Genomic DNA, 23,365 nt, shown 5'->3' with positions numbered 1-23,365 from the left:
CCCCCCATGACGGAACGGTAAGGCAGCCGGAGCCATCGCCCCGTCCGGATCATTCGCTGGTTTGCCCGGAGGGAACCTCAAAATAGCCCTTGCCCGCAACCACCGTGAAGAATGACCCGAAAACCAGCACCAGGTCGTTTTCCCTGGCTGACTCAAGAGCCACCTTGATGGCATCAGACACCCGCCCTTCCACGGTCATCACCATGTCAGGCAACTCCGGTCGAATCCGTTCCGACAGCGCGTCACCGGAGAGCCCACGGGGAACATCCAGCCCGGCGATATACCAGTGGTCAATGACCGGGGCCAGCGCCCGCGCAACACCCGCCGAGTCCTTGTCTTCCAGCCCGGCATAGACGGCCAGTAAACGACGATAGGTCCCTGAGGCGCGCAGCGACGCCAACCGCTGGGCAAGCCATTGGGCAGCATGGGGGTTATGGCCAACATCCAGGAATACATCCGGCGAACCTGCCACCTGCTCGAAACGACCCGCCAGGGTAAGGCCGGCAAGCACACCGGCAATGTCGGAGTCACCCAGACCCAGGTCCAGCTCAAGGCTGGCCAGGGCGGCGGCGGCGAGACTGTTCAGGGGCAGGCTGTTGCCGGGCAGATGAATGCGGTGCCCGGTGTCGGTCACCAGCATTGGCGCAGACTCATCCTGCACTACCCGGTAGCCCTGCCCCGGACGCAACAGGTGGACCTTCTGGGCGGCAGCCTGCTGCAACACCGAGGCAGGTGGATCATCGTCCCCATAGATGGCGACCTGTCCGGGCCGCAGGATACCGGCTTTTTCATAGCCAATGGCGTTGCGATCCTCACCAAGCCAGGCGGTGTGATCGAGATCGACCGAGGTAATCACGGCCAGGTCCGCATCCAGCACGTTCACCGCATCCAGACGCCCCCCGAGGCCCACCTCGAGCACCAGGTTATCGACGCCTGCCTCCGCCATTACCAGGAAGGCGGCCAGGGTGCCAAACTCAAAATAGGTCAGAGATACCGAGCCACGGGCAGCCTCCACCTGCTCGAAGGCCCGGATCAGTGCTTCGTCGCTGACATTGTGTCCGTTAATCCGGACCCGTTCGTTGTAGGCCAGCAAATGGGGGGAGGTATAGCAGCCGACAGACTGCCCGGCGGCCAGCAACAGGGCTTCCAGCGCCGCTACCGTGCTGCCCTTGCCGTTGGTGCCACCCACGGTGATGACCCGACCCCGGGGGCCGGTCGGCATCAGCTTGCGCAGCACCAGCAGCACCCGGTCCAGACCCAGGTCCATTTCCACCGGGTGAATGGATTCGAGGTAGCTCAGCCAGTCCGTCAGTCCGGCTCCCGCCGCGGGGGCGGGAACCCTGGTATCACTCCTGGACATTGGCCGCGTCGGGGGAGTCCGGACGCTCAGATACCTCGAACTCGATGGGTTCTTCCGAGGCGGGCTGCTCAAGGCCGGTAAACTTGGCCAGTACGGATGCGATGCGCTCACGCATCTTGTGACGATGGAGGATCATGTCGATCGCGCCGTGCTCCAGCAGGAACTCACTGCGCTGGAAGCCTTCCGGCAGTTTTTCCCGGACGGTCTGCTCGATAACACGGGGGCCGGCAAAACCGATCAGGGCGTAGGGCTCGGCGATGTTCAGGTCACCGAGCATGGCCAGACTGGCGGAAACACCACCGAACACCGGGTCGGTCATTACGGAGATGTAGGGGATACCCTCCTGCTTCATGCGCTCCAGCACGGCGGCCGTCTTGGACATCTGCATCAACGACAGGATGGCTTCCTGCATACGGGCGCCACCCGAGGCCGAGAAACACACCAGGGGAATGCGCTCCTCCAGGCAGATATTGGCGGCGCGAACAAACTTCTCGCCCACAACCTGCCCCATGGAGCCACCGAGGAAATTGAACTCGAAGGCGCAAGCTACCAGTGGAATGCCCAGAGTACTGCCCCGCATGACCACCAGGGCATCTTTCTCACCCGTGGCCTTCTGGTTCTGCGCCAGACGCTCCTTGTAGCGGCGGGTGTCCTTGAACTTGAGCCGGTCCCATGGCTCGAGTTCGTTGGCGATTTCCTCACGGCCATCCTCGTCCAGGAAAATCTCCAGACGGCGACGGGCATTGACCCTGAGGTGATGGTTGCACTTCGGGCAGACATCCAGATTCTTGTCCAGCTCGGGTTTATAGAGAAAGGCGCCGCACTTGGGGCATTTTTTCCACAGACCTTCCGGCACGCCGGTTCGCTGTTTGGATTCCGAGCGGATCTTGCTCGGCATGATCTTGTCTAGCCAGTTACTCATGTTGTCATCCTGTCATTCCATGCATACTGAACGTGAAGCCGTCAGGAGGCCAGCCCGTCCAGTGCCTCTCGCATTGGGCTCAGCAGATCCGTAAGTGCCTGTTGCAACCGGACCGGATCTGATTGATGGCGGGCTATTGTATCCACCAGCACGCTGCCGACTATTACACCATCGGATACCTTACCCACGGCGGCAGCGGTTTCTGCGTCACGGATCCCGAAACCGACACCCACCGGAAGCGCGGTGATCCTGTGGACGTTGGCCACCTTGCGCCCCACTTCCTCCACATCAATGGAGGCGGAACCCGTAACGCCCTTTATGGAAACATAGTACACATAGCCCGAAGAGTGTTCACTGATCGCACGGATCCGTTGATCCGTGGTGGTGGGGGCAAGCAGGAAAATCGGATCCATCTGGCGTTCGCTGAACAGGGGTGCCACATTGTCGGCCTCTTCCGGGGGCAGGTCGACGGTGAGCACACCGTCGACCCCGGCATCCGCCGCCGCATCCGCGAAGGCTTCAAAGCCCATGGCCTCCATCGGATTCAGGTACCCCATCAGCACCACCGGCGTATGCGCATCCTTTTCACGGAACGCCTTGACCATGGCGATCACCTGGCGCAGTGAGGTGCCGTGCTTGAGTGCGCGCTCGCAGGCCAGCTGGATCACCGGGCCATCCGCCATGGGATCCGAGAAAGGGACACCCAGTTCGATGATATCCGCACCGGCTGCTGCCAGAGTATGCATCAGGTCAACGGTCTGATCCGGGTGCGGATCACCGGCGGTAATATAGGGAATCAGGGCTTTTCGCCCCTGCTCCCCAAGCGTATTCAGCACCCCTGCAATTCGACTCATGCATGCTCCTGTATCAGAAAATACTGGTTGGACACCGGGGTCAGGCCTCGATGCCGTCAAGCTGTGCGATGGTGTGGATATCCTTGTCACCCCGACCGGAAATATTGATCACGACCATTTGTTCCGGGTCCATTTCAGCCGCCAGTTTCACCGCGTAGGCCACCGCATGGGCGGTCTCCAGGGCGGGCATGATACCTTCAACGCGGGTCAGGTGCCGGAACGCGGCAAGGGCTTCATCGTCGGTCACCGACACATAGTGTGCGCGCCCGATATCCTTCAGCCAGCTGTGCTCCGGCCCCACACCCGGGTAATCAAGCCCCGCGGAAACGGAATGAGTGGCGGCAATCTGGCCGTTCTCATCTTCCATCAGGTAGGTCCGGTTGCCATGCAGGACACCCGGACGCCCCGCCGCGAGAGGCGCAGCGTGCTGACCGGTGTCGATGCCCAGACCGCCGGCCTCGACACCATAGAGCTGGACCGACTCGTCCATCAGGAACGGATAGAACATGCCAATGGCGTTGGAACCACCGCCCACGCAGGCCACCAGCGCGTCCGGCAGCTTGCCGGCCTGCTTCAGTGACTGTTCCCGTGTCTCGCGACCGATAACAGACTGGAAGTCCCGCACCAGCAGGGGGTAAGGATGGGGACCGGCGACGGTGCCGATGATATAGAACGTATCGTCGACGTTGGCGACCCAGTCGCGCATGGCTTCATTCATGGCGTCCTTGAGCGTTCGGGTACCGCTTTCGACAGCGTGCACCTCAGCGCCCAGCAGCTTCATGCGGTAAACGTTCAGGGACTGGCGCTTGACGTCTTCGGCGCCCATGAATACATGGCATTCCAGACCGAGGCGGGCACAGACCGTGGCTGTGGCAACCCCGTGCTGACCCGCTCCGGTTTCGGCGATGATGCGCTTCTTTCCCAGGAACGCGGCCAGAAGTGCCTGCCCGATGGTGTTGTTTACCTTGTGGGCGCCGGTGTGGTTGAGGTCTTCCCGCTTCAGCCAAATCTGGGCACCCCCTGTCTCACGGGACAGGCGCTCGGCATGATACAGCGGGCTGGGACGTCCCACGTAGTGGGCCAGGTCCTTGTCGAAGGCGGCCTGGAATTCCGGATCCTTCTTCATCCGGAGGTATTCCCGTTCCAGGGTCATCAGCGAGTCCATCAGTGTCTCGGACACGAAACGACCACCGTAAGCCCCGAAATGCCCCCTGGCATCCGGCAGTTGGCTCAGCATCTCTTCAGTCAGTTTGGTTGGCACGATTAACCTCGCTCAGAAACTCGGTAATTTTGGCGGCGTCCTTGATCCCCTTGCGGGTGCCTTCGGGGCCGGAAGCTTCCACTCCACCGCTGACATCCACACCCCACGGCTGAACCTGTCGAATAGCGGTGGCAACGTTAGCAGAGTTGAGACCACCGGCCAATATCAGTGGCAGGGGACGCTGTTCCGGTATGACAGACCAGTCGAAACTCTGGCCGGTCCCGCCATACCGTTGTGGATCATACGCATCAACGAGCAAACCCGATGCCCGATTCCAGTCAACGAAGGCGGATTCGATGTCGTCGCGCCCACGCACCCGGACAGCCTTGATCCAGCGACGATGAAACTGACCGCAGAAATCCTGGGTCTCGTCGCCATGGAATTGCAGCAGATCGAGAGGCACACGGGCCAGAACCTGCTCCACATCCATCCGGGTCGGGTTGACGAACAAACCGGTCAGGGTAACGAAGGCCGGCACCGCCTCGGCAATCTGCACCGCCTGCTCGAGCGTCACAGCCCGGGGGCTAGGCCCGTAGAATACCAGCCCGATGGCGTCAGCGCCGGCATCGGCAGCAACCAGGGCATCCTCCACCCGGGCGATACCGCAGATCTTGGTGCGTGTACGTACGGGACCCATGGCAGACCTCTGTTATGAACGTGTACGGGGTTTGCGGTGTATCCAGCTCGGAGCCACAGGCGCATTGGTTGCGCGGTCGAACCAGGGGCGAACAAAAGCCGGCCCGCAACTGGCCTGCGGGATGCCGAATTCCTGCGGATAACCAACGTCGACCATATACAGGCCGCCAGCAGGTGCTGTTACACCGGCAAGCCGGCGATCACCGGAGACGAGCACCTCACCCAGCCAGTGCGGCGGGTACTTGCCCTGCCCCACAGCCATCAGCGCGCCCGCAAAGTTGCGAACCATATGGTGCAGGAACGCATTCGCCTGGACGTCGATAACCACGAAGTCGTCCCGGCGATGAACCCGCACAAACTCCACAAAACGCCAGGGAGACCGTGACTGACAACCCGCCGCCCGGAAGGCGCTGAAATCGTGCTCGCCCTCAAGCTGGTACGCTGCCGCCTGCATCGCCTTCTCGTCCAGCGACCGAAACGTCCAGGACACCTGCTGTGCCAGCAGCGCCGGCCTCACCGGACCGTTGAAGATAACATAACGATAGCGGCGGTACACGGCGGAAAAGCGGGCATGAAAGGGTTCCGGCGCATTGCCTGCCCAATGGACGGCAATGCCCGATGGCAGAGCCGTGTTAATGCCCATCACCCAGGAGCGAAGGTTCCTTATCGCCCGGGTATCGAAATGCACTACCTGATAGCTCCCGTGCACACCGGCATCCGTGCGACCGGCACAGACCACATCCACGGGCTCATCGGCCACCTTGCTGATGGCTTGGGTGAGCGCCGCTTCCACTGACGGCACACCACTCTTCTGCTGCTGCCAGCCATGGTATGCCGCACCATCGTATTCCAGTGCCAGGGCGACCCGGCCCTGACCTATGGCGTTTTCAGTGGTTAACGGAACGGGTTTCTGGAACAAGCTTATACCGGGTCAGTAGCGGGCGAACGACATAAAGAACGCTGGCAGGGTGTCCCGTTCGGGGCACTCGGCCAGCGTTTTGTTATGGGTCGGGATTATAACGGATCAGGGCAGTTTTTTGAGCAGGGATTTGGCATCTGTTTTCTGCTCGTCATTACCCTCAAGGATGACCTCCTCCAGAATTTCCCGGGCTCCCTCACTGTCCCCCATGTCCACGTAGGCACGGGCCAGGTCCAGCTTGGTGGCAACCTCATCGGTTCCGGACAGGAAATCAAAATCATCGTCATCGCCAAGGGAGGCCTCATCAATCTCATCGATGCTGGCTCCACCCTCTTCCGGTGAGCGGGTGTCGTCAGCCGGGCTGACATCCTGCTCGTCCGACATGGCCTCATTATCAAGCTCCGGGATTTCCAGGTCAGACAGGTCGTCTCCCGCCGGCTCCTCGCCCGTGGCTGCCGATGCCGAATCCGGCTCATCCAGATCAAGGTCGCCCAGATCAAGCTGGCTCTCGTCTTCCAGCTCGGATTCAGAGGCCTGGTCCATAAGTTCCAGATCTTCGTCAGACACATCCAGCTCCAGGTCTTCCAGTCCATCGTCCTTGCCGTCCCCGGAGGTTACCTTGTCCAGCTCGGCGTCCAGTTCGTCCAGGAAGGACTCATCCAGATCCGCTTGGTCTTCAGGGTTGGCGGACTGATCGACAGGTTCCTTGTCCTCGGCATCCAGTTCCAGATCACCAAAGTCGAGGTTATCTTCCTCCGACGGCTCGGCAGCGCCTTCCACATCTTCCGCGGCCGGTTCACTGTCGATGCCGGCTTCGTCCAGCTCCAGGGAGCTGAAATCGTCCTCCAGATCCAGGGAGTCGTCGGCGGCATCATCGGTGCCACTTTCGGAACTCTCAACGTCTTCCGGCAGTTCAAAATCGATCGATTGCAGGTCCTCATCCTGCTCTCGGCCAGTGGCGGGCCGGGTCACAGGTTCTTCCTCACTTTCATCACCGGCACGTTCAGAGGCGCCACCGGCGTCTTCGGAGGTATCGAGACTGGAGAAATCGAACTCGATAGCGTCGTCCTTGCTTTCCTCTGCCGGCTCCTGGCTATCCTCTTCCGGACGATCGAGCTCCTCGAACGACGAGATCAGCTCGTTGGTTTCGTCATCCACCGGCGTGCTGGCAATATCCGAAGCCTCATTGTCCGGTGCTGCCTGCTGTGAGCCGCCAAATGAATCGCCTCCTCGCAGCTGGGATTCCAGCTCGTCAATGCTGGGCGTGGATTCAACATCTTCCAGACGTGCCCGCAGTGCCTCCGCTTCCGGCTTGGCTTCATCCAGCTCCATGGCATCCAGTTCGGCATACTGCTTATCAAAGGCCGCGCGGTTACCGGTATCGGCGTATACCCCAAGCAGCTTCAGTCGCAGGTCCGAGCGGCTGGGCTCACGGGAAATGGCATTCTCCAGCACTTCCGCTGCAGCGTCGTGTTGGCCATAGGACACGTAGCGATCCGCTTCCTCCAGCGCGCTGGCGGTGGCGGCGGCCTCTTCCTCGCCCAGGGTCAGCTCGAAACCATCGTCATCATCGTGGTCATTCAGCTGCTGGTAGAACTCGTCTTCCCTGTTGGCACGACGGCGGGAAATCAGCAGTACCACAAGCAGCAGAAGCACCAGGAAGCCACCAAGGGCAATCTGGTACAGGAAATTGCCCGCAATCAGGTCGATAGCGGTCTCCAGGAACCCCTTCTCCTGTTCCGGTTCCGATTCGGGGGCCGATGCCTGTTGCTCGTCTGGCTGGCTGCCTGTTGCGGCAACAGGGCCATCAGCGGCGTCTGCCGGCTGTTCTTCCTGTTGCGGCTCCATGCCGGTGTCTTCCTCTGCGACCATGCCGTCGGCTTCTTCACCAGCGGCCATGCCCTCATCGTCGGCCAACTCCGGATCCATGGCCTGGTCGGCGGGGGGAGCTTCCTCCCCATCCGGGGCGGTGGTCATATCGCCGCTTTCTTCGTCTGTGGCCGCGGGCTCATCAGCTGCCGGTTCTCCGGTACCAGCCTCCATGCCGGCCGCATCAGAACCATCGACGGTGGCATCGGCTGCGCCGTCGACGGGTTCTTCCCCGTCAGCCGCCATACCGCCCTGAATTTCGGCAAGCTGGTTGTCCTTCAGCTCAATCAGCCGCTGAAGCGTTTCCACCTGATCCTGAAGGTCTTCAACGCGGCTGTTGAGTTCTTCATTTTCCCGCTCTACACGATCAAGCTCTTCCAGCGCAATCGCCTCGCCTGCGTCGGCCGTCCCACCCTGGCGACCATCACCACCGGCGGAACCTTCACTGCGGGCATCATCCCCGTCCTCGGGCACCACCAGCCGCAATTCATCGGAACCGGCCTGGGCCGCACCGTCGCCGGCAGCTGACGTTGCAACCTCGGACCGGGTGGCATCAACCTGTGGCTCAGGCTGGGCAAGCGCGCGATTCTGGGCCGCCACTTCCCGGTTGGCCTGGGCCTGGGTGCGTGAGCGGACCTGGTCCGCATCCGGCACCCGCAGCACGGCGCCACGTTTGATACGGTTGATGTTGCCGTTAATAAAGGCGTCCGGATTCAGGTCCTGGATAGCCAGCATGACCTGCTGCATGGAAACGTTATTGTCCGGGCGCACCCGCTGGGCGATTTCCCAGAGCGTATCAGACGCCTGAACGGTCAGGGTGTCGCCCACAGTGGAGCGGGTCGTGCTGGCAGCTGCTGAAGGTGCCCGGCTACCCTGTTGCGTGGTAGCCCGTGGCTGGCTGGCGGTCTGTCCGGCCTGAGACCTCTGTACAGGCTCGGGCTGGCCGGAATCTTCGGCGTAAACCGGCGGATCCACCAGCAGGGAGTATTCACGCATGACACGGCCGCTGGGCCACGTCACTTCCACCAGGAAACTGAGATAGGGTTCGCGAACGGGCTCACTGGAAGTCACGTTTATAATCACGTCACCGTTGGGAGCCGTGGTCACCTCAAAATTGAGACGCGTAAGGAAGTAGTCACGACGCAAACCTACACGCTCGTATGCCTGCTCTGACGCCAGGTTGACGATGATATCGCCAGGGCTGACACCCCCTACCCGGTTGACATCAATTTCTGCATTCAATGGTTGGTTCAGATAGGACTGTAGTTCTATCTCCCCGAGCCCCAATGCCTGTGCGACACCGGAACCAAGCCCTCCCGCCAGAGCCAGAGCAACCGCAAGCTTGCGTACTTTCATGCTTTTTCCTTCACCAGTCTCCGTTATTCGTTACCGCTAATTGAATACAGAATCGGACGAGGTTGGATGACTTTCGCTTTTTTAATATTAGAGTTCAGAGAGTATTGTTGATAATGCCAGCTTTATCAATCAATCACATCGCATCTTTGCACCACTTCCTGATGTATTTCACGGAAATAGTTATGACTCCGAGTTTAGAAATACCGGACGTTCATTTTGTCGCCTCTCGACCACACCCCGGTCAACCAAGGCGCAAGCCACCATTTTGCACTCTTAACGGTCACTCCTGCCGGGTTTCCGGTACAAAATGAGAAATGGCCCCGGAAAAATAACAGGGGCGGCGACTGATTTCAGCCGACGCCCCTGACCTGTTACCGGAAACGGTACACAGTTGGCATTACGCACCCTGAGGAACGACAGTTTTTTAACGTTCCTGCAGAATGCGCAACATTCGCCGCAGGGGTTCCGCCGCACCCCAGAGCAACTGGTCCCCCACCGTGAAGGCGGAAATATACTCCGGCCCCATGGTCAGCTTGCGGATCCGCCCGATGGGCACGCTGAGAGTGCCGGTCACCTTGGCCGGGGTAAGCTCGTTGATGGTGGCGTCCCGCTCATTGGGAATCACATTCACCCAGTCGTTGGACTTGGCCAGGATAGACTCGATTTCATCCACCGGCAGGTCTTTCTTCAGCTTGATGGTCAGCGCCTGACTGTGGGAGCGCATGGCGCCGATCCGCACACAGATGCCGTCGATGGGAATCGGGTTGTCGCTGCGACCAAGGATTTTGTTGGTCTCGACGCCGGCCTTCCACTCTTCCTTGCTCATGCCGTTATCGAGTTGCTTGTCGATAAACGGGATCAGGCTACCCGCCAGCGGCACTTCAAAGTGCTCAGTGGGGAAATTGCCGGAACGCATGGTGTCGGTGACCTTGCGGTCGATGTCGAGGATAGCGGAGGAAGGATCCTCCAGTTCCGAGGCGACCGCACCCTTGAGCACGCCCATCTGGTTGAGCAGTTCACGCATGTTCTGGGCACCGGAGCCGGAGGCTGCCTGATAGGTCATGGGGGAGACCCATTCGATCAGGTCCTGCTCCAGCAGGCCGCCCAGGGCAAGCATCATCAGGCTCACGGTGCAGTTGCCACCGATATAGTCCTTCATGCCCCTGTCCAGCGCCGCGTCGATGACGTTACGGTTAACCGGATCCAGTACGATAACGGAGTGGTCCACCATGCGCAGGGTCGACGCGGCATCAATCCAGTAGCCCTCCCAGCCGGCATCGCGGAGTTTCTGATAGACCGCGGTGGTGTAGTCGCCACCCTGGCAGGTGACAATCACGTCCATGGTTTTCAGGGTGCCGACATCAAAGGCATCCTGAAGTGGCGGGACGCCTTCCTTGCCAACATCCGGGGCCGGCTTCCCGGTCTGGGAAGTGGAGAAAAACACCGGATCGATATCGGCAAAATCGTTTTCTTCACGCATGCGCTGCATGAGGACAGAGCCCACCATGCCACGCCAACCTACAAGTCCAACTCGCTTCATGTGTGACCTTTGAACCTTGGTACTCCGTCAACATAATATTGCGTTATTCAGCGCTAAACAGAACGCGTCCTGCAAGGCGCACTGGTGAAGCCATAGTGGTGCTATGTCGAACCAGTGCAACACAGCAGGCCGTGTTATGTTTGGCGCCCTCCGGGTCAGCGCGGAACCGACTCATTGCTGCGTTGTTTCCTCTCGACATAGACCCACTATGCCTTCGAGAAAACGCCTTGCACTGAACCGGTTCCGCACTGATTGAATAACGCAATATTGTGTTGACGGAGTACCTAATGCCCGCCCGCTACCGTTATCGCTGGCAGGGACAGGATGAATGATCCCGCGGCAGCGGCGTTGTGCTGCCGTCGGGTTTCGACTGAATCAAGCCTGTACCTTACAGGGCTGCCAGAACAGCGTCACCCATCTCACGGGTGGATACCTGTTTCGCCCCCTCGGACATGATGTCCGCGGTGCGCAAGCCCTGGTCCAGTACCTTGCTGACCGCCGCCTCGATGGCCTCGGCGGCTTTTTCCTCGCCCAGACTGTAGCGCAGCATCATGGCGCCACTGAGGATGGTGGCCAGCGGATTGGCGATGCCCTGCCCGGCAATGTCCGGCGCCGACCCGTGACAGGGCTCGTACATACCCTGTTTTTCTGAGTTCAGCGAGGCGGACGGCAGCATGCCGATAGAGCCGGTGAGCATGGCCGCTTCATCCGAAAGGATATCACCAAACATGTTGCCGGTCACAATCACGTCGAACTGCTTGGGCGCGCGGACCAGCTGCATGGCGGCGTTATCCACGTACATGTGGGACAGCTCGACATCCGGGTATTCCTTGGCCAGATCGTCCATGATTTCCCGCCACAGCACGGTGACTTCGAGGACATTGGCCTTGTCGACGGAACACAGCTTGCCGCTGCGCTGCTGTGCCGCCTCGAAGGCGACACGGCCAATCCGGCGGATCTCGGATTCGCTGTACACATAAGTGTTATAGCCCTGACGCTCACCGCCTTCCAGTTTACGGACACCCCGGGGCTGGCCGAAGTAAATGCCACCGGTCAGCTCGCGAACGATCATGATATCCAGGCCGGAGACCACTTCCGGCTTCAGTGATGAAGCAGACGCCAGTTGCGGGTAGAGAATGGCCGGCCTCAGGTTGGCGAACAGCTTCAGGTTCGAACGCAGCCCCAGCAGGCCTTTCTCCGGCCGCTTGGCCATTTCCAGCTTGTCCCACTTGGGGCCACCCACCGCACCAAGCAGAATGGCATCGGATTTTTCTGCACGATCCAGTGTTTTGCCGGGCAGCGGCTCACCGGTCTCGTCGATGGCGGCACCGCCAACAAGGCCGTGGTCAAACTGAAGCCCCAGTTCGAACTGTTCATTGACTTTCTTCAGCACTTTTTCGGCTTCAGCGACGATCTCGGGGCCGATGCCGTCGCCGGGCAACATCAATACGCTTCTGGACATGTCTTGTTCCTGTGGTTTCGCTTGAATTAAGGGCCGGCGTTAAACAGCCAGGGGGCGGTCTGGCGACGCTGGCTTTCATAGTCCCGGATACGGTCGGCATCTTCCAGGGTGACTCCAATGTCGTCCAGGCCATTGAGCAGGCAGTGGCGACGGAAGTTATCCACCTCGAAAGTGAAGGACTCGCCGGACGGTGTGGTGACGGTTTTTGCCTCCAGGTCCACGGACAGCTGGTAACCTTCGTTGTCGTAGGTTTCCTGGAACAGTTTTTCTACAACTTCTTCATCAAGAACAATGGGTAACAGGCCATTCTTGAAGCAGTTATTGTAGAAGATATCGGCAAAGCTCGGGGCAATAATCACCCGGAAACCGAAGTCGTCCAGGGCCCAGGGGGCATGTTCACGGCTGGAACCACAGCCGAAGTTACGCCGGGCCAGTAGCACGCTGGCATTCTTGTAGCGATCCTGGTTGAGCACAAAATCCGGGTTGATGGGGCGGTTGGAGCAGTCCTGGTCCGGTTTGCCCTCGTCCAGGTAGCGCAGCTCGTCAAACAGGTTGGGCCCAAACCCGGTCCGCTTGATGGACTTGAGAAACTGCTTGGGAATAATCATGTCCGTATCCACATTGGACCGGTCCATGGGGGCGACGACGCCCTTGTGCTGTTGCAATGCTCTCATGGTCTGTCTCCTGTGGATCAGTTCAACATCTCGCGGACATCAACGAAATGGCCGTTGATGGCGGCGGCCGCGGCCATGGCCGGGCTCACCAGGTGGGTGCGGCCACCAAAGCCCTGACGGCCTTCGAAGTTGCGGTTGGAGGTGGAGGCACAATGCTCCCCCTGCCCGAGTTTGTCGGCGTTCATGGCCAGGCACATGGAGCAGCCCGGGTCGCGCCATTCCAGGCCGGCTTCCAGAAAGACCTTGTCCAGCCCTTCCTGCTCGGCCTGTGCTTTAACCAGACCGGAACCGGGTACCACCATGGCCTGCTTGAGGATCGGAGACACCTTGCGGCCCTTCACCACCTTGGCGGCTTCGCGCAGGTCCTCGATCCGGCTGTTGGTGCAGGAGCCGATGAAAACGCGGTCCAGCTTGATGTCGGTAATCTTCATGTTGGCGTCGAGGCCCATGTACTTGAGCGCGCGTGCGATGCCTTCCCGCTTGATGGGGTCTTCCTCGGCGGCGGGATCGGGCACGTTGCCGCCGACACCGGTGACCATTTCCGGGGAGGTACCCCAGCTGACCTGCGGCTGGATGTCGGACGCTTCCAGTTCAACCACTTTGTCGAACACGGCATCGTCGTCGCTGTGCAGGGTACGCCAGTACTCCACGGCCCTGTCCCATTGTTCGCCCTTTGGCGCCATGGGGCGGCCCCGGACGTAGTCGATGGTGGTGTCGTCAACGCTGACCATGCCGACACGAGCACCGGCTTCGATGGACATGTTGCAGATGGTCATGCGGGCTTCCATGCTCAGGTCGTGGATGGCGTCGCCGCCAAACTCGATGGCATAGCCGGTACCGCCGGCGGTACCGATGCGAGCGATAATGGCCAGTACCACGTCCTTGCCAGTAACCCCGGGGCCGAGCTTGCCGTTCACTTTGACCAGCATGTTTTTCATTTTTTGCTGGACCAGGCACTGGGTGGCCAGTACGTGCTCGACTTCAGAGGTGCCGATGCCGTGGGCCAGGCAGCCGAAGGCGCCATGAGTGGAAGTATGGGAGTCACCGCAGACGATGCTCATGCCCGGCAGTGTGGCGCCCTGCTCCGGCCCGATCACGTGGACAATGCCCTGGCGCTGGTCCTTGATCTTGAATTCGAGAATGCCAAACTCGTCGCAGTTCTTGTCGAGTGTCTCCACCTGGATGCGGGACACCGGGTCGACGATGCCTTCGATGCCGCGCTCACGGTCGGTGGTTGGGACGTTGTGGTCCGGCGTCGCAATGTTGGCGTCGATGCGCCAGGGTTTGCGGTCGGCCAGGCGCAGGCCTTCGAAGGCCTGGGGTGAGGTGACTTCGTGGAGCAGGTGCCGGTCAATGTAGATCAATGCGGAGCCATCGTCCCGCTGTTTGACCAGGTGGTCGTCCCACAATTTGTCGTATAAGGTCTTGCCCGCCATGGTTTTGGTCTCTCTCGGTTATTCGGGTCTTCGTTTTGACTGCTATGGGTGGGATTCTACTCCCCTGCTCCGGATAACCTCAATTCATGTTTTTTATTCGATTCATTCCCAACTGGAATTCTATCGACATTTCTGATTAGACTATGTCTCAGCCTGAAATTCCGGAGCAAGGGCCAGGGAGCGGTATGGCTTTTCCGGACACGCCCCGCAAGTACATCCCTGTAGGGCTCGACGAGCGCCATCCCTGGCGCTCGACGGTCCGGAAAAGCCATCCCCCTCCCGGTCCCCCAAAACCTCCTGCTAGCCTCTAGAGAACATTACTGATGGATTCCAACGCTCTGAAAGCCTTCGTGACTATCGTTGACCAAGGATCTTTTTCTGAAGCCGCTGAAACACTGCACCTCACCCAACCAGCTATCAGTAAACGCCTTGCAGCACTCGAAACTCAACTAGGCTCACCACTATTAGAACGCAGTCATCGCCAGATTCGATTAACGGACGCTGGAGCCCGGCTACTGCCCCACGCCCGCCGCATTCTTGACGAGGTCCACAATGCCCGCCTCTCCTTGCAGGATCGCGACGGAGCAGTCTCAGGCCACCTTTCACTGATCGCCAGTCACCATATCGGTCTCCACCATCTGCCTGCATGGCTGCAGAGACTGAACCAGGACTATCCGGACGTGACCCTCGGGCTGCAGTTTACGGATTCGGAAGGGGCCTATGACCGGATGCGCAGGCGTTCGGCGGAGCTGGCGTTTGTGACCCTCAGTGAAAGCATGGATCAGTCCTTCGAGGTACATGCCCGGTGGGAGGACGAGATGGTGTTTGTGGTGTCGCCCGATCATCCGCTGGCCACTCTTGAAGCACCTGATCTGTCGGCATTGTCAGGCTATGACGCGCTCTTGCCGGAGGCCGGAACCGCTACTTACCGGACGGTGAGTCGGCTGTTTCTGGATGCAGACCTGTCGCTTAATCTGCCAATGCCCACCAACTACATGGAAACCCTGAAGGTAATGGCCGGTGTCGGACTGGGTTGGAGCGTGTTGCCAGTGCGGATGGTGGACGAGTCCCTGACGGTGCTACCCGTCGCCCATCGCGTCAGCCGCTTTCTGGGGGCCATCGGGTTGAGGGGGCGATCGCTGAGCGCTCAGGCGCGGGCCTTGCTGGCCATCGCTGGCGAAATCAGGTAGCTGTCGATTCCGGTGGCGGTTGCAGCCAGCGCCAGGTAATGAAGACGGCGAACACCATGGCGACAGCACCACCCCAGAAGGCGGCGGAGGTGCTGAAACCGTCCACCAGGAAGCCGGACAGCCAGGCGCCTATGGCCCCGCCGGCGCCGAAGGTCAGGCCGCTGTAGAGAGCCTGGCCCTGGCCGTGGTGATGCTGGCCGAAGAAGCCCTGGACGTACTGTACGGAAATAACATGCAGTGCCCCGTAGGAGGCGGCATGCAACAGCTGGGCAAAGATCAGTACCGGCACCACGTCGGTGACCTCTGCAATCAGGATCCAGCGCAGCATGGTAAGCAGCAAGGCACCGATGGCGATCTGGCGCACCGTGAAGTACCGGGTCAGCCGGTGCATGATCAGGAACAGGCCGATTTCGGCGATGACTCCAAGGGACCAGAGCAGGCCGATGGGCAGTTTGCCGTAGCCATGCTGTTCCAGATGGATACTGAAGAAGGTGTAGTAGGCCCCGTGGGACACCTGTAGCAGGAAGTTCATGGCGAAGAAGGCAATCACCGCCGGGTGGCCGATGATGGCCTTTAGACTGCCGTTTGGGGCAGTGCTCTTGCGGGCACCACGCTCCGAAGGCACCAGGAAAGCCGACACGGCTATGCCGGCGAATACCGGCAACAAAAGCCATGGCAGCATGGTGATGGGAATGAACTCCAGAATGGCGCCGATAATCGCGACGCCGCCGATAAAGCCCACGGATCCCCAGAGCCGGATACGGCCGTACTTTTCCTTCTTTGAACCCAGCACCCGCAGGGTAATGACCTCATACAGGGGCAGTATGGCGTTCCAGAAGAAGGTAAACAGCAGCATCACCACGAGCAGCCCGTAGAACCCGGGCTCCAGGAACACGCCGGCAAAGCACAACGAGCCCACTACCGCTCCGAAGCGCACCAGCCGCACCCGCAGACCGGTCTGGTCGCCGATCCAGCCCCACACGCTGGGGGCCACAATCTTGGTGAGCTGAATGGTCGCCATCAGCGTGGCGATCTGCAGGTAGGAAAACCCGCGCCCTTCCAGGTACAGCGACCAGTACGGCAGCAGCGATCCCAGCAGCGCAAAGAACCAGAAGTAGAGGTTTGAAAGTCGCCAGTAAATAACGGTTTTCCTTGAGATTAAGCTCGTCCGGTAAGCCGTTAAGGGGCCTTACGGCCCCCTGTCAACGCTGTCCGATATTCGGGGTGGTGACCTCAACATCCCCGTTCTGGCCCCGGTGCCTGAGGTAGTGGTCCAGCAGTACGATGGCCATCATCGCCTCGGCAATGGGCGTGGCGCGGATGCCAACGCAGGGGTCATGGCGCCCGGTGGTAATGACTTCAACCGGGTTGCCGTCCACGTCGATGCTCCGCCCCGGCAGCCGCAGGCTGGAGGTGGGCTTGAGGGCGATGCTGGCGACAATGGGCTGGCCGGAGGAGATGCCACCAAGTACGCCACCGGCGTTGTTGGACAGGAAACCTTCCGGCGTCAGCTCGTCACGGTGCTCGGTGCCCTTCTGGATGACAGACTCGAATCCGGCGCCGATCTCGACGCCCTTGACGGCGTTGATACTCATCAGGGCGTGGGCCAGGTCGGCGTCCAGCCGGTCGAAGATGGGTTCACCGAGCCCGGGTGGTACGCCGTCGGCCACCACATTGATACGGGCACCAATGGAGTTGCCCTCCTTGCGCAGGGCATCCATGTAGGCTTCCATTTCCGGCACCTTGTCGGCATCCGGACAGAAAAACGGGTTCTGGTGGACCTGGTCCCAATCGAACTTCTCCGCCTTGATGGGGCCGAGCTGGGACAGGTAGCCGCGAACACGGATACCCAGACGCTTTTCCAGATACTTGCGGGCCACCGCGCCAGCGGCAACCCGCATGGCGGTTTCCCGGGCCGAGGAGCGGCCACCACCACGGTAATCCCGCACACCGTACTTGTGCATGTAGGTGTAGTCGGCGTGGGCCGGTCGGAACTGGGTGGCGATCTTGGAGTAGTCTTTTGATCGCTGGTCGGTGTTTTCGATCACCAGGCCGATCGGTGTACCGGTGGTCTTGCCTTCGAACACCCCGGACAGGATCCTGACCTCGTCCGCCTCACGGCGCTGGGTGGTGTGGCGGGACGTCCCCGGCTTGCGACGGTCCAGGTCTTCCTGCAGGTCGGCCTCACTCAGCTCCAGACCGGGAGGGCAACCATCGATGATGCAGCCCAGCGCCAGACCATGGCTTTCACCAAACGAGGTTACGGTGAACAGTTTTCCAAAGGTGTTTCCGGACATAATTCAATATCTTGTCGTTGAAAGTTAAAACTCGTCTCAGGACGCGCCAAGGCCAGCCACCAGGGCTTCACGGGTCAGCAGGAACACGCCGTCGCCGCCGTTCTCGAATTCAAGCCAGGTAAAGGGCAGTTGCGGATAGGCCTCGTCGAGGGCATGCCAACTATTGCCCACCTCCACGATCAGCAGCCCACCGGGGCTCAGGTGTTGTGCGGCCCGCTCCAGTATGCGGTGAGCGATGGCCAGACCGTCGTCCCCGGCTTCCAAGCCCAGCCTGGGTTCATGCTGGTATTCGTCAGGCATGTCGGCGATGTCCTCTGCATCCACATACGGAGGATTACTGAGGATGACGTCATAAGTCCCGGCAATCTGGTCAAATACATCGGATCGTACCGCCCTCACCCGACCGGACAGGTCGTGAAGCTCAATGTTGGTCTGCGCCACCGCCAGTGCATCATCGGAGACGTCTGACAGATCCACCACGGCTTCCGGAAAGACCGTTGCGGCCGCAATGCCGATACAACCGCTGCCAGTGCACAAATCAAGCACGCGCTCGGCCGGGTGATCAGCCAGCCAGGGCTGCAGGCCGGCTTCCAGTAACTCGGCCATGGGCGAGCGCGGCACCAGTACCCGCTCGTCGACATGGAATGGCATGCCCATGAACCAGGCTTCGCCAATCAGGTAGGCCACCGGCCGGCGCTCGTGTACCCGTCGGTCAATACGCTCCAGGATCAGCTGGCGTTCATCACGAATCAGGCGGGCGTCCAGGAAGAGCGTGTTGTTCTCCAGCGGCAGGTTCACACTGCGCATCACCAGCAGTACCGCCTCATCCCACACGTTATCCGTACCGTGACCAAAATAGAGGCCCGCCTCACTGAAGCGGGACGCGGCGTAACGCAGGTAATCACGCACGGTAATCAGGTCGTCGATGGGACGGGTCACTGCCGGTTCCTTCTGGTTACCCCGCCTTATTGGCAGGCAATGAATGTGATCGGCAGATTATACGCGGATTTAAGGCGCCAGGCAGCCCTGCCGTCGCGCGGGTGTCAGAGCGCCAGCGGGCCGGAGCTGCTGCGGTTCTTTTCGAAACGGTCCAGCGCCGCATGCATCCGCTCACGGCCGATCTGGATCATTTCCGGCGCCTTGTGATAATCGTAGGTGCGGCAGGAGTTCTTGGGCACGTTGACCAGCAGGTCCGGCGGGTAGCCGGCCAGCTTGTACTGTACCAGCGCGCTCTGCATGGTCTCGATGGTCAGGTTCATGATATCGAACTTGCCAATGCCGAGCTTCTCCCAGTTGATAGTACCAGTTTCCCGCCAGGGGTCGCGATGGGTCGACGGTTTCTCCTGGACCTGGTCCCTGACTTCATCCTCGAGTTTCTTTTCCGGGGAGTCCCCTTTTGAAGGCTTTCCCCCGAAAGACCTCAAGGCATCCCAGTCCAGCCAGCGTGAGGCCTTGTCGCGGATCTTGCCGACCCACTCGTCAAGCTCAGTATCCTCTTCCTGCGGGCGGAAGGCGGCGTCGGGAATGCGCTGGGCGGTATCGTCCTCGCCGCTGAGGTTGACGGCAAACACCAGATCGGCGTGGGCGGAGATGGTTGGCATGATCGGCAACGGATTCAGTAACGCACCGTCCACCAGCACCCGCCCGTTGAGCACCACCGGCGTTACCAGTCCGGGAATGGCAATGGATGCCCGGATGGCCTGGTCCAGTGGCCCCTCCTGGAACCAGATCTCCCGATGGCCCAGCAGGTCCGTGGCAACCGCCGTATAAGCCAGGGGAAGTGTTTCAATGCGGATATCCCCCAGCATCTCACGCACCACGGAAAATACTTTCTCACCGCGAATGGCGCCCACCGAGTTCAGGGTCACGTCCAGTAGCTTGAGTACGTCAAACTGGCCCAGGCCGGTAACCCAGTCCTTATAGTCCTGCATCTTGCCGGCGGCATACATGCCGCCAATGAGCGCCCCCATGGAACAGCCAGAGATGGCCACAATCTCGTAGCCACGCTCCTCCAGCACCTCGATGGCGCCGATATGGACATAACCACGGGCACCGCCGGACCCCAGGGCCAACGCCACACGTTTACGTGGTTTGCCGGCTGCGCCGGTATCTGCAGGCACAGGCTGCTTCTGACTGTCCGGCGTAACCACTGGCTCCGGTTTCCCGGACTGAACCGCTGGCGCCTTCTCCGGTGTTGGCTTGTCGTCATTATTCATCGCTCCGCCCCCCTTCTGGTGGCGCAACGATCAGTATTTCGATCCGGTTCGGGGGCCGCCCTGGTGATTCGATCCTGACCAGCGGCCCGATGTTGCGAATCATATGACGGGAGCGAGAAACCCCGGACCGGTCGAGCAGGTCAGACATGGTCTCCGCTGCTTTTTGTGACCGCTCGAGAGCCTGCTCGATGGTGTCATCCGGCCCCAGGGCCGAAAAACCTGCAATCACGATGCGGCTGTCCGGGTCCTGTGCCTTGTCCTTGATCTGGCGACGGATTTCCACACTCCAGTCCAGGCGAACGCTGATATCCCCCTGCCAGGGAACAATCAACGGCCCGGTGACCCTGCCACCGGCGCCGTTCAGCCCCGGCACCAACGCGCCGTCGGACAGCTCAAGCTGCTCCAGCCACAGGTATTCCCGCTGATTGCCCCGGGTGATGGTGTAAATCACCGTTAGCCAGCGCTGCCCGTCATCATCCTCGAAACCCGCCACCAGGTAGTCCTGGTCAGCGTCCCGCCCATACAGGGTGGCCTGATCAAAAACCTGGTTTGCCCAGACGTTGCTGCGACCGCACTCACGCCCCTCACAGTGGAACAGGATGCTGGCATTACGTGCCTGCAGCTGTTCCAGATACCAGCGTCTTGCACTGTCACGACTGGCGCCGGGCTCCAGCAGGTAAAGGCGGCCACTGCCCCTCACCGCCAACCGAACCGACTGTTCAGCACGTACTTCATTGCCGACTTCACGTATGGCACTGAGCATGACCCGATGACTCGCTGACTCGATCGCGCGCTCTTCTTCCAGCGTAGCCTGGGGAAACGCCAGTAACTGGCTGCCATGGCCTGTGGCCGGCGCCATCAGCAGGACCAAGGGCAACGCCGCGACGCCAGGTACCAGAGCCATGATCTTCCGGAGCAGGCCGGATACTGTCGTTAACACCTTGATCAATCCTCTTTCAGGAAACAACGAATCCCCTCTTCCACCGGTGCGATATCCCCTTCCAGATGGCAGTGGTGCCCGCCGTCAATATCCAGACAACGAACATTCTCCAGGGCGTCAAAGCGTTTCTGCCAGCGGTCGAAGGACGCCAGCAGTCCATGCTCCGCCCGCACCAGCAGGGTCGGCGCAGTCACCGAACGAACAAAAGCCATCACCTGCTCTTCGGTAAACATCATGGTGGAAGGGTGGCGCAGACGGGAATCCGTACGCCAATGCCAACCGTCGGCACCCTGTTCCATGTTGCGCGACAGCAACACCCGTGCGACCTCGGCAGTCAGGGGGTTGCGCCCCCCGGTACGAAGTTTGGCCGCTGTTTCCAGAGCAGGATAGACCGCACTGGCGCCGGAACCGGTGAGTCGCTTGCGAATACCCCGGCGGAGCTGGCCGACCGCCTCTTCCGGTGCTTTGGAGAGTGGTCCCAGACTGTCGATCATGACCAGTTTGCGGACTTTTTCAGGGAACGCCGCCGCATAGAGCAGCGACACGATGCCACCCAGTGAATGGCCGACCAGATCCACCTTTTCATGGTCGGCGAAGTGGGTTTCGATCAGCTCTGCCAGGTCGGCAACATAGTCTGCCAGCAGGTAGCTCTGGCCGGCCGGGCGATGGCCGGAATGGCCGTGTCCGGCATGGTCCAGGGCCCAGATATCGGCGATTGACCGCAAACCCGGTGCCAGACGGTAAAAAGTCAGGCTGTTGTCCAGCCAGCCGTGGAGCATCAACACCGGCGTTGATTTCAGTGCCGGCTCCTTGGCCGACCAGTGCAAACCAGCCAGTGTAAGCTGTTTCAGGGGCCAGCGGACTTCCCGGAAGTCCGCCTCGAGGTCGCAGTTAAGATCCGTGGACGGGGACGGGTTCATGGGTAGCGGACTTTCCTCCAAAGGAAACAGCGGGCGCCTGCTGCGCGCCAGTATTACATGGTATGGGTGGGGCGATCCGAACTCAACGAGCCGGCCAGATAGGACTCGATCTTGGTGCGGGCGGTTTCATCCTCGCCATTGAACTGCACGCCGATGCCTGCGGCCCGGTTACCCTGGGCACCCCGGGGGGTGATCCACACCACCTTGCCCGCAACAGGGATTTTTTCCGGCTCGTCCATCAGATTCAGTAACAGAAATACCTCATCTCCGAGCTGGTACTGCTTCTGGGTGGGAATGAACAGCCCGCCCTGGCGGATGTAGGGCATATAGGCCGCATACAAGACTGCCTTGTCCTTGATGGTCAGGGTCAGAATACCACTACGCGCGCCAAAACCAGGCCCCATGGTTGTCCTCCAGCAATTGTCGTTCCCGGCCCTCGCCCGATGTGAGTGAGGCCGGATTTGGATTCATTCTAGCAGACCGATTCGTCAGGTCGCTTTACACGGCCCGCCTGCGACGGGGCATCAGGCCTTGCCACTGGATCAGTAGACGATCCGTCTCCAGTTCAGGGCTGACATTATTCACCAAAGCACGCCGGGAGTCGCGGATGGCGTCCACAAGTTGCTGTGCCCGCCACGGTGGATTACCCGCTGCCAGATATCGTACCACCTCGCTGATGCCCGGGTCGCGGGCATCGCCACCAGCCATCGCCCGGGCCAGGTCATTGGCCCAGCCTTCCATCAGGTTCAGGGTGGCTTCATGCCCCAGATCCCGGAACGCCCTGGCGGCAACGGCCACCGTCGTCCCGCCTTTCATGAACTGCCGGAACGCCTCCAGTGCTGCTTCCCGCTGCTGCAGGAAGCCGCTGTCCAGCAGTTCCAGGGCCAGTCTCGGCGCTCCACCGGCCAGGTGCAGAGCCAACGCCTGAGCGTCGGTGCCGGGCGCCTCATCGCGACCGGCCAGCTGCCGTGACAGCCAACTGGCGGCCTCGCCAGCGGACGGCGTCGCCAGCGGCATGATACGACAACGGGACCGAATGGTGGGCAACACCGGGCGGCCGGTTTCCTGAAGCAGTAACAGCACGACATCCGCTGCCGGCTCTTCCAGCGTCTTGAGCAGGGCGTTGGCGGCATTGATATTGAGCTGATCTGCCCGATTAACGATGGCCACCTTGAAGCCCGCCACCTGGGGCGAGGCCACCGCAAACTGTGACAGGGCCCGGACCTGGTCAATGCGGACCATGCGTGACTTTTCCGGCTGATACACCCGGATATCCGGATGGGACTCACCAGCCACCAGCTGGCACTGTCGACACTGGCCGCAGGCCTCAGTACCCCCTGCTGTACGGTGCTCACAGACCAGCAGCGCCGCAATGCTTTCCGCCAGCCGTCGTTTGCCCACACCCCGCTCACCGTGCACCAGGGTGGCATGGGGCAGCCGGCCCTGATCGAGGGCCTGTGCGAAGCGTTCCATTACCGGCGTCAGCCAGGGCATGTCGTTCACGGGCATTTCC

20 protein-coding genes are annotated in these 23,365 nt (G+C 60.7%); 1 reads left to right on the top strand and 19 read right to left on the bottom strand.

Translation table 11 applies throughout. From position 1 onward, the window contains the following. Positions 1-49: 49 nt before the first annotated feature. The 11 genes from folC to leuC all read right to left on the bottom strand — a co-directional run bounded on the left by folC (position 50) and on the right by leuC (position 14,289). On the bottom strand, positions 50-1,360 hold the full coding sequence (gene folC, locus ACFOZ5_RS19655) for a bifunctional tetrahydrofolate synthase/dihydrofolate synthase (protein WP_379890572.1): 1,311 nt from the start codon (positions 1,358-1,360) through the stop codon (positions 50-52). Then, entirely contained in the window at positions 1,347-2,282 is a 936-nt protein-coding gene (gene accD, locus ACFOZ5_RS19650) for an acetyl-CoA carboxylase, carboxyltransferase subunit beta (RefSeq protein WP_379890571.1), read from the bottom strand. Before accD ends, folC begins: the two co-directional genes overlap by 14 nt. Before the next feature lie 41 nt (positions 2,283-2,323). Further along, positions 2,324-3,136: a tryptophan synthase subunit alpha gene (trpA, locus tag ACFOZ5_RS19645; protein ID WP_379890570.1), complete on the bottom strand. Its 813-nt coding sequence runs from the start codon at positions 3,134-3,136 to the stop codon at positions 2,324-2,326. A 40-nt stretch (positions 3,137-3,176) separates the two neighbouring features. Further along, complete coding sequence (trpB, locus tag ACFOZ5_RS19640) at positions 3,177-4,385, bottom strand: tryptophan synthase subunit beta (protein WP_379890585.1); 1,209 nt, start codon at positions 4,383-4,385, stop codon at positions 3,177-3,179. Beyond that, on the bottom strand, positions 4,378-5,034 hold the full coding sequence (locus ACFOZ5_RS19635; protein WP_379890569.1) for a phosphoribosylanthranilate isomerase: 657 nt from the start codon (positions 5,032-5,034) through the stop codon (positions 4,378-4,380). Before ACFOZ5_RS19635 ends, trpB begins: the two co-directional genes overlap by 8 nt. Before the next feature lie 12 nt (positions 5,035-5,046). Next, positions 5,047-5,952: a tRNA pseudouridine(38-40) synthase TruA gene (gene truA, locus ACFOZ5_RS19630; protein ID WP_379890568.1), complete on the bottom strand. Its 906-nt coding sequence runs from the start codon at positions 5,950-5,952 to the stop codon at positions 5,047-5,049. Positions 5,953-6,057: 105 nt separating this feature from the next. Continuing rightward, positions 6,058-9,177, bottom strand: coding sequence for a FimV/HubP family polar landmark protein (locus ACFOZ5_RS19625; protein ID WP_379890567.1), 3,120 nt, complete (start codon positions 9,175-9,177; stop codon positions 6,058-6,060). Positions 9,178-9,601: 424 nt separating this feature from the next. Next, positions 9,602-10,717 (bottom strand): aspartate-semialdehyde dehydrogenase, encoded by a 1,116-nt coding sequence (gene asd / locus ACFOZ5_RS19620; RefSeq protein ID WP_379890566.1) that lies wholly within the window; start codon positions 10,715-10,717, stop codon positions 9,602-9,604. A gap of 388 nt (positions 10,718-11,105) precedes the next feature. Beyond that, the gene (leuB, locus tag ACFOZ5_RS19615) at positions 11,106-12,179 is read right to left on the bottom strand and encodes a 3-isopropylmalate dehydrogenase (protein WP_379890565.1); all 1,074 of its coding nucleotides are present in this window, start codon (positions 12,177-12,179) and stop codon (positions 11,106-11,108) included. A 26-nt stretch (positions 12,180-12,205) separates the two neighbouring features. After that, a complete protein-coding gene (gene leuD / locus ACFOZ5_RS19610; protein ID WP_379890564.1) occupies positions 12,206-12,853 on the bottom strand; it encodes a 3-isopropylmalate dehydratase small subunit in 648 nt (215 codons plus the stop codon). Positions 12,854-12,870: 17 nt separating this feature from the next. Then, on the bottom strand, positions 12,871-14,289 hold the full coding sequence (leuC, locus tag ACFOZ5_RS19605) for a 3-isopropylmalate dehydratase large subunit (RefSeq protein ID WP_379890563.1): 1,419 nt from the start codon (positions 14,287-14,289) through the stop codon (positions 12,871-12,873). 323 nt (positions 14,290-14,612) lie between these two features. On the opposite strand from leuC, the gene ACFOZ5_RS19600 reads away from it, so the two are divergent. Beyond that, positions 14,613-15,479: a LysR family transcriptional regulator gene (locus ACFOZ5_RS19600; protein WP_379890562.1), complete on the top strand. Its 867-nt coding sequence runs from the start codon at positions 14,613-14,615 to the stop codon at positions 15,477-15,479. Here ACFOZ5_RS19600 and ACFOZ5_RS19595 read toward each other — a convergent pair. The 8 genes from ACFOZ5_RS19595 to holB form a co-directional block, all read right to left on the bottom strand. Beyond that, a complete protein-coding gene (locus ACFOZ5_RS19595; RefSeq protein WP_379890583.1) occupies positions 15,472-16,638 on the bottom strand; it encodes an MFS transporter in 1,167 nt (388 codons plus the stop codon). The two genes, ACFOZ5_RS19600 and ACFOZ5_RS19595, sit on opposite strands and share 8 nt — an antisense overlap. A gap of 43 nt (positions 16,639-16,681) precedes the next feature. Next, a complete protein-coding gene (gene aroC, locus ACFOZ5_RS19590; RefSeq protein ID WP_379890561.1) occupies positions 16,682-17,776 on the bottom strand; it encodes a chorismate synthase in 1,095 nt (364 codons plus the stop codon). Between the two features lie 36 nt (positions 17,777-17,812). After that, positions 17,813-18,715 (bottom strand): 50S ribosomal protein L3 N(5)-glutamine methyltransferase, encoded by a 903-nt coding sequence (prmB, locus tag ACFOZ5_RS19585; protein WP_379890560.1) that lies wholly within the window; start codon positions 18,713-18,715, stop codon positions 17,813-17,815. A 104-nt stretch (positions 18,716-18,819) separates the two neighbouring features. Beyond that, complete coding sequence (locus ACFOZ5_RS19580; protein ID WP_379890559.1) at positions 18,820-19,992, bottom strand: patatin-like phospholipase family protein; 1,173 nt, start codon at positions 19,990-19,992, stop codon at positions 18,820-18,822. Then, entirely contained in the window at positions 19,985-20,896 is a 912-nt protein-coding gene (locus tag ACFOZ5_RS19575) for a DUF4892 domain-containing protein (protein WP_379890558.1), read from the bottom strand. Before ACFOZ5_RS19575 ends, ACFOZ5_RS19580 begins: the two co-directional genes overlap by 8 nt. 41 nt (positions 20,897-20,937) lie before the next feature. Next, positions 20,938-21,852: an alpha/beta fold hydrolase gene (locus tag ACFOZ5_RS19570; RefSeq protein ID WP_379890556.1), complete on the bottom strand. Its 915-nt coding sequence runs from the start codon at positions 21,850-21,852 to the stop codon at positions 20,938-20,940. 53 nt (positions 21,853-21,905) lie between these two features. Beyond that, entirely contained in the window at positions 21,906-22,256 is a 351-nt protein-coding gene (locus ACFOZ5_RS19565; protein WP_189577885.1) for a PilZ domain-containing protein, read from the bottom strand. A 94-nt stretch (positions 22,257-22,350) separates the two neighbouring features. After that, positions 22,351-23,346: a DNA polymerase III subunit delta' gene (holB, locus tag ACFOZ5_RS19560; RefSeq protein ID WP_379890581.1), complete on the bottom strand. Its 996-nt coding sequence runs from the start codon at positions 23,344-23,346 to the stop codon at positions 22,351-22,353. Positions 23,347-23,365 lie beyond the last annotated feature (19 nt).

The sequence above is a fragment of the Marinobacter lacisalsi genome (genome assembly GCF_042651045.1).
Taxonomy (GTDB): Bacteria; Pseudomonadota; Gammaproteobacteria; order Pseudomonadales; family Oleiphilaceae; genus Marinobacter; species Marinobacter lacisalsi.
The sequence above is the reverse complement of the archived record's forward strand: the minus strand, read 5'-3'. Positions and strand labels throughout refer to the sequence as shown.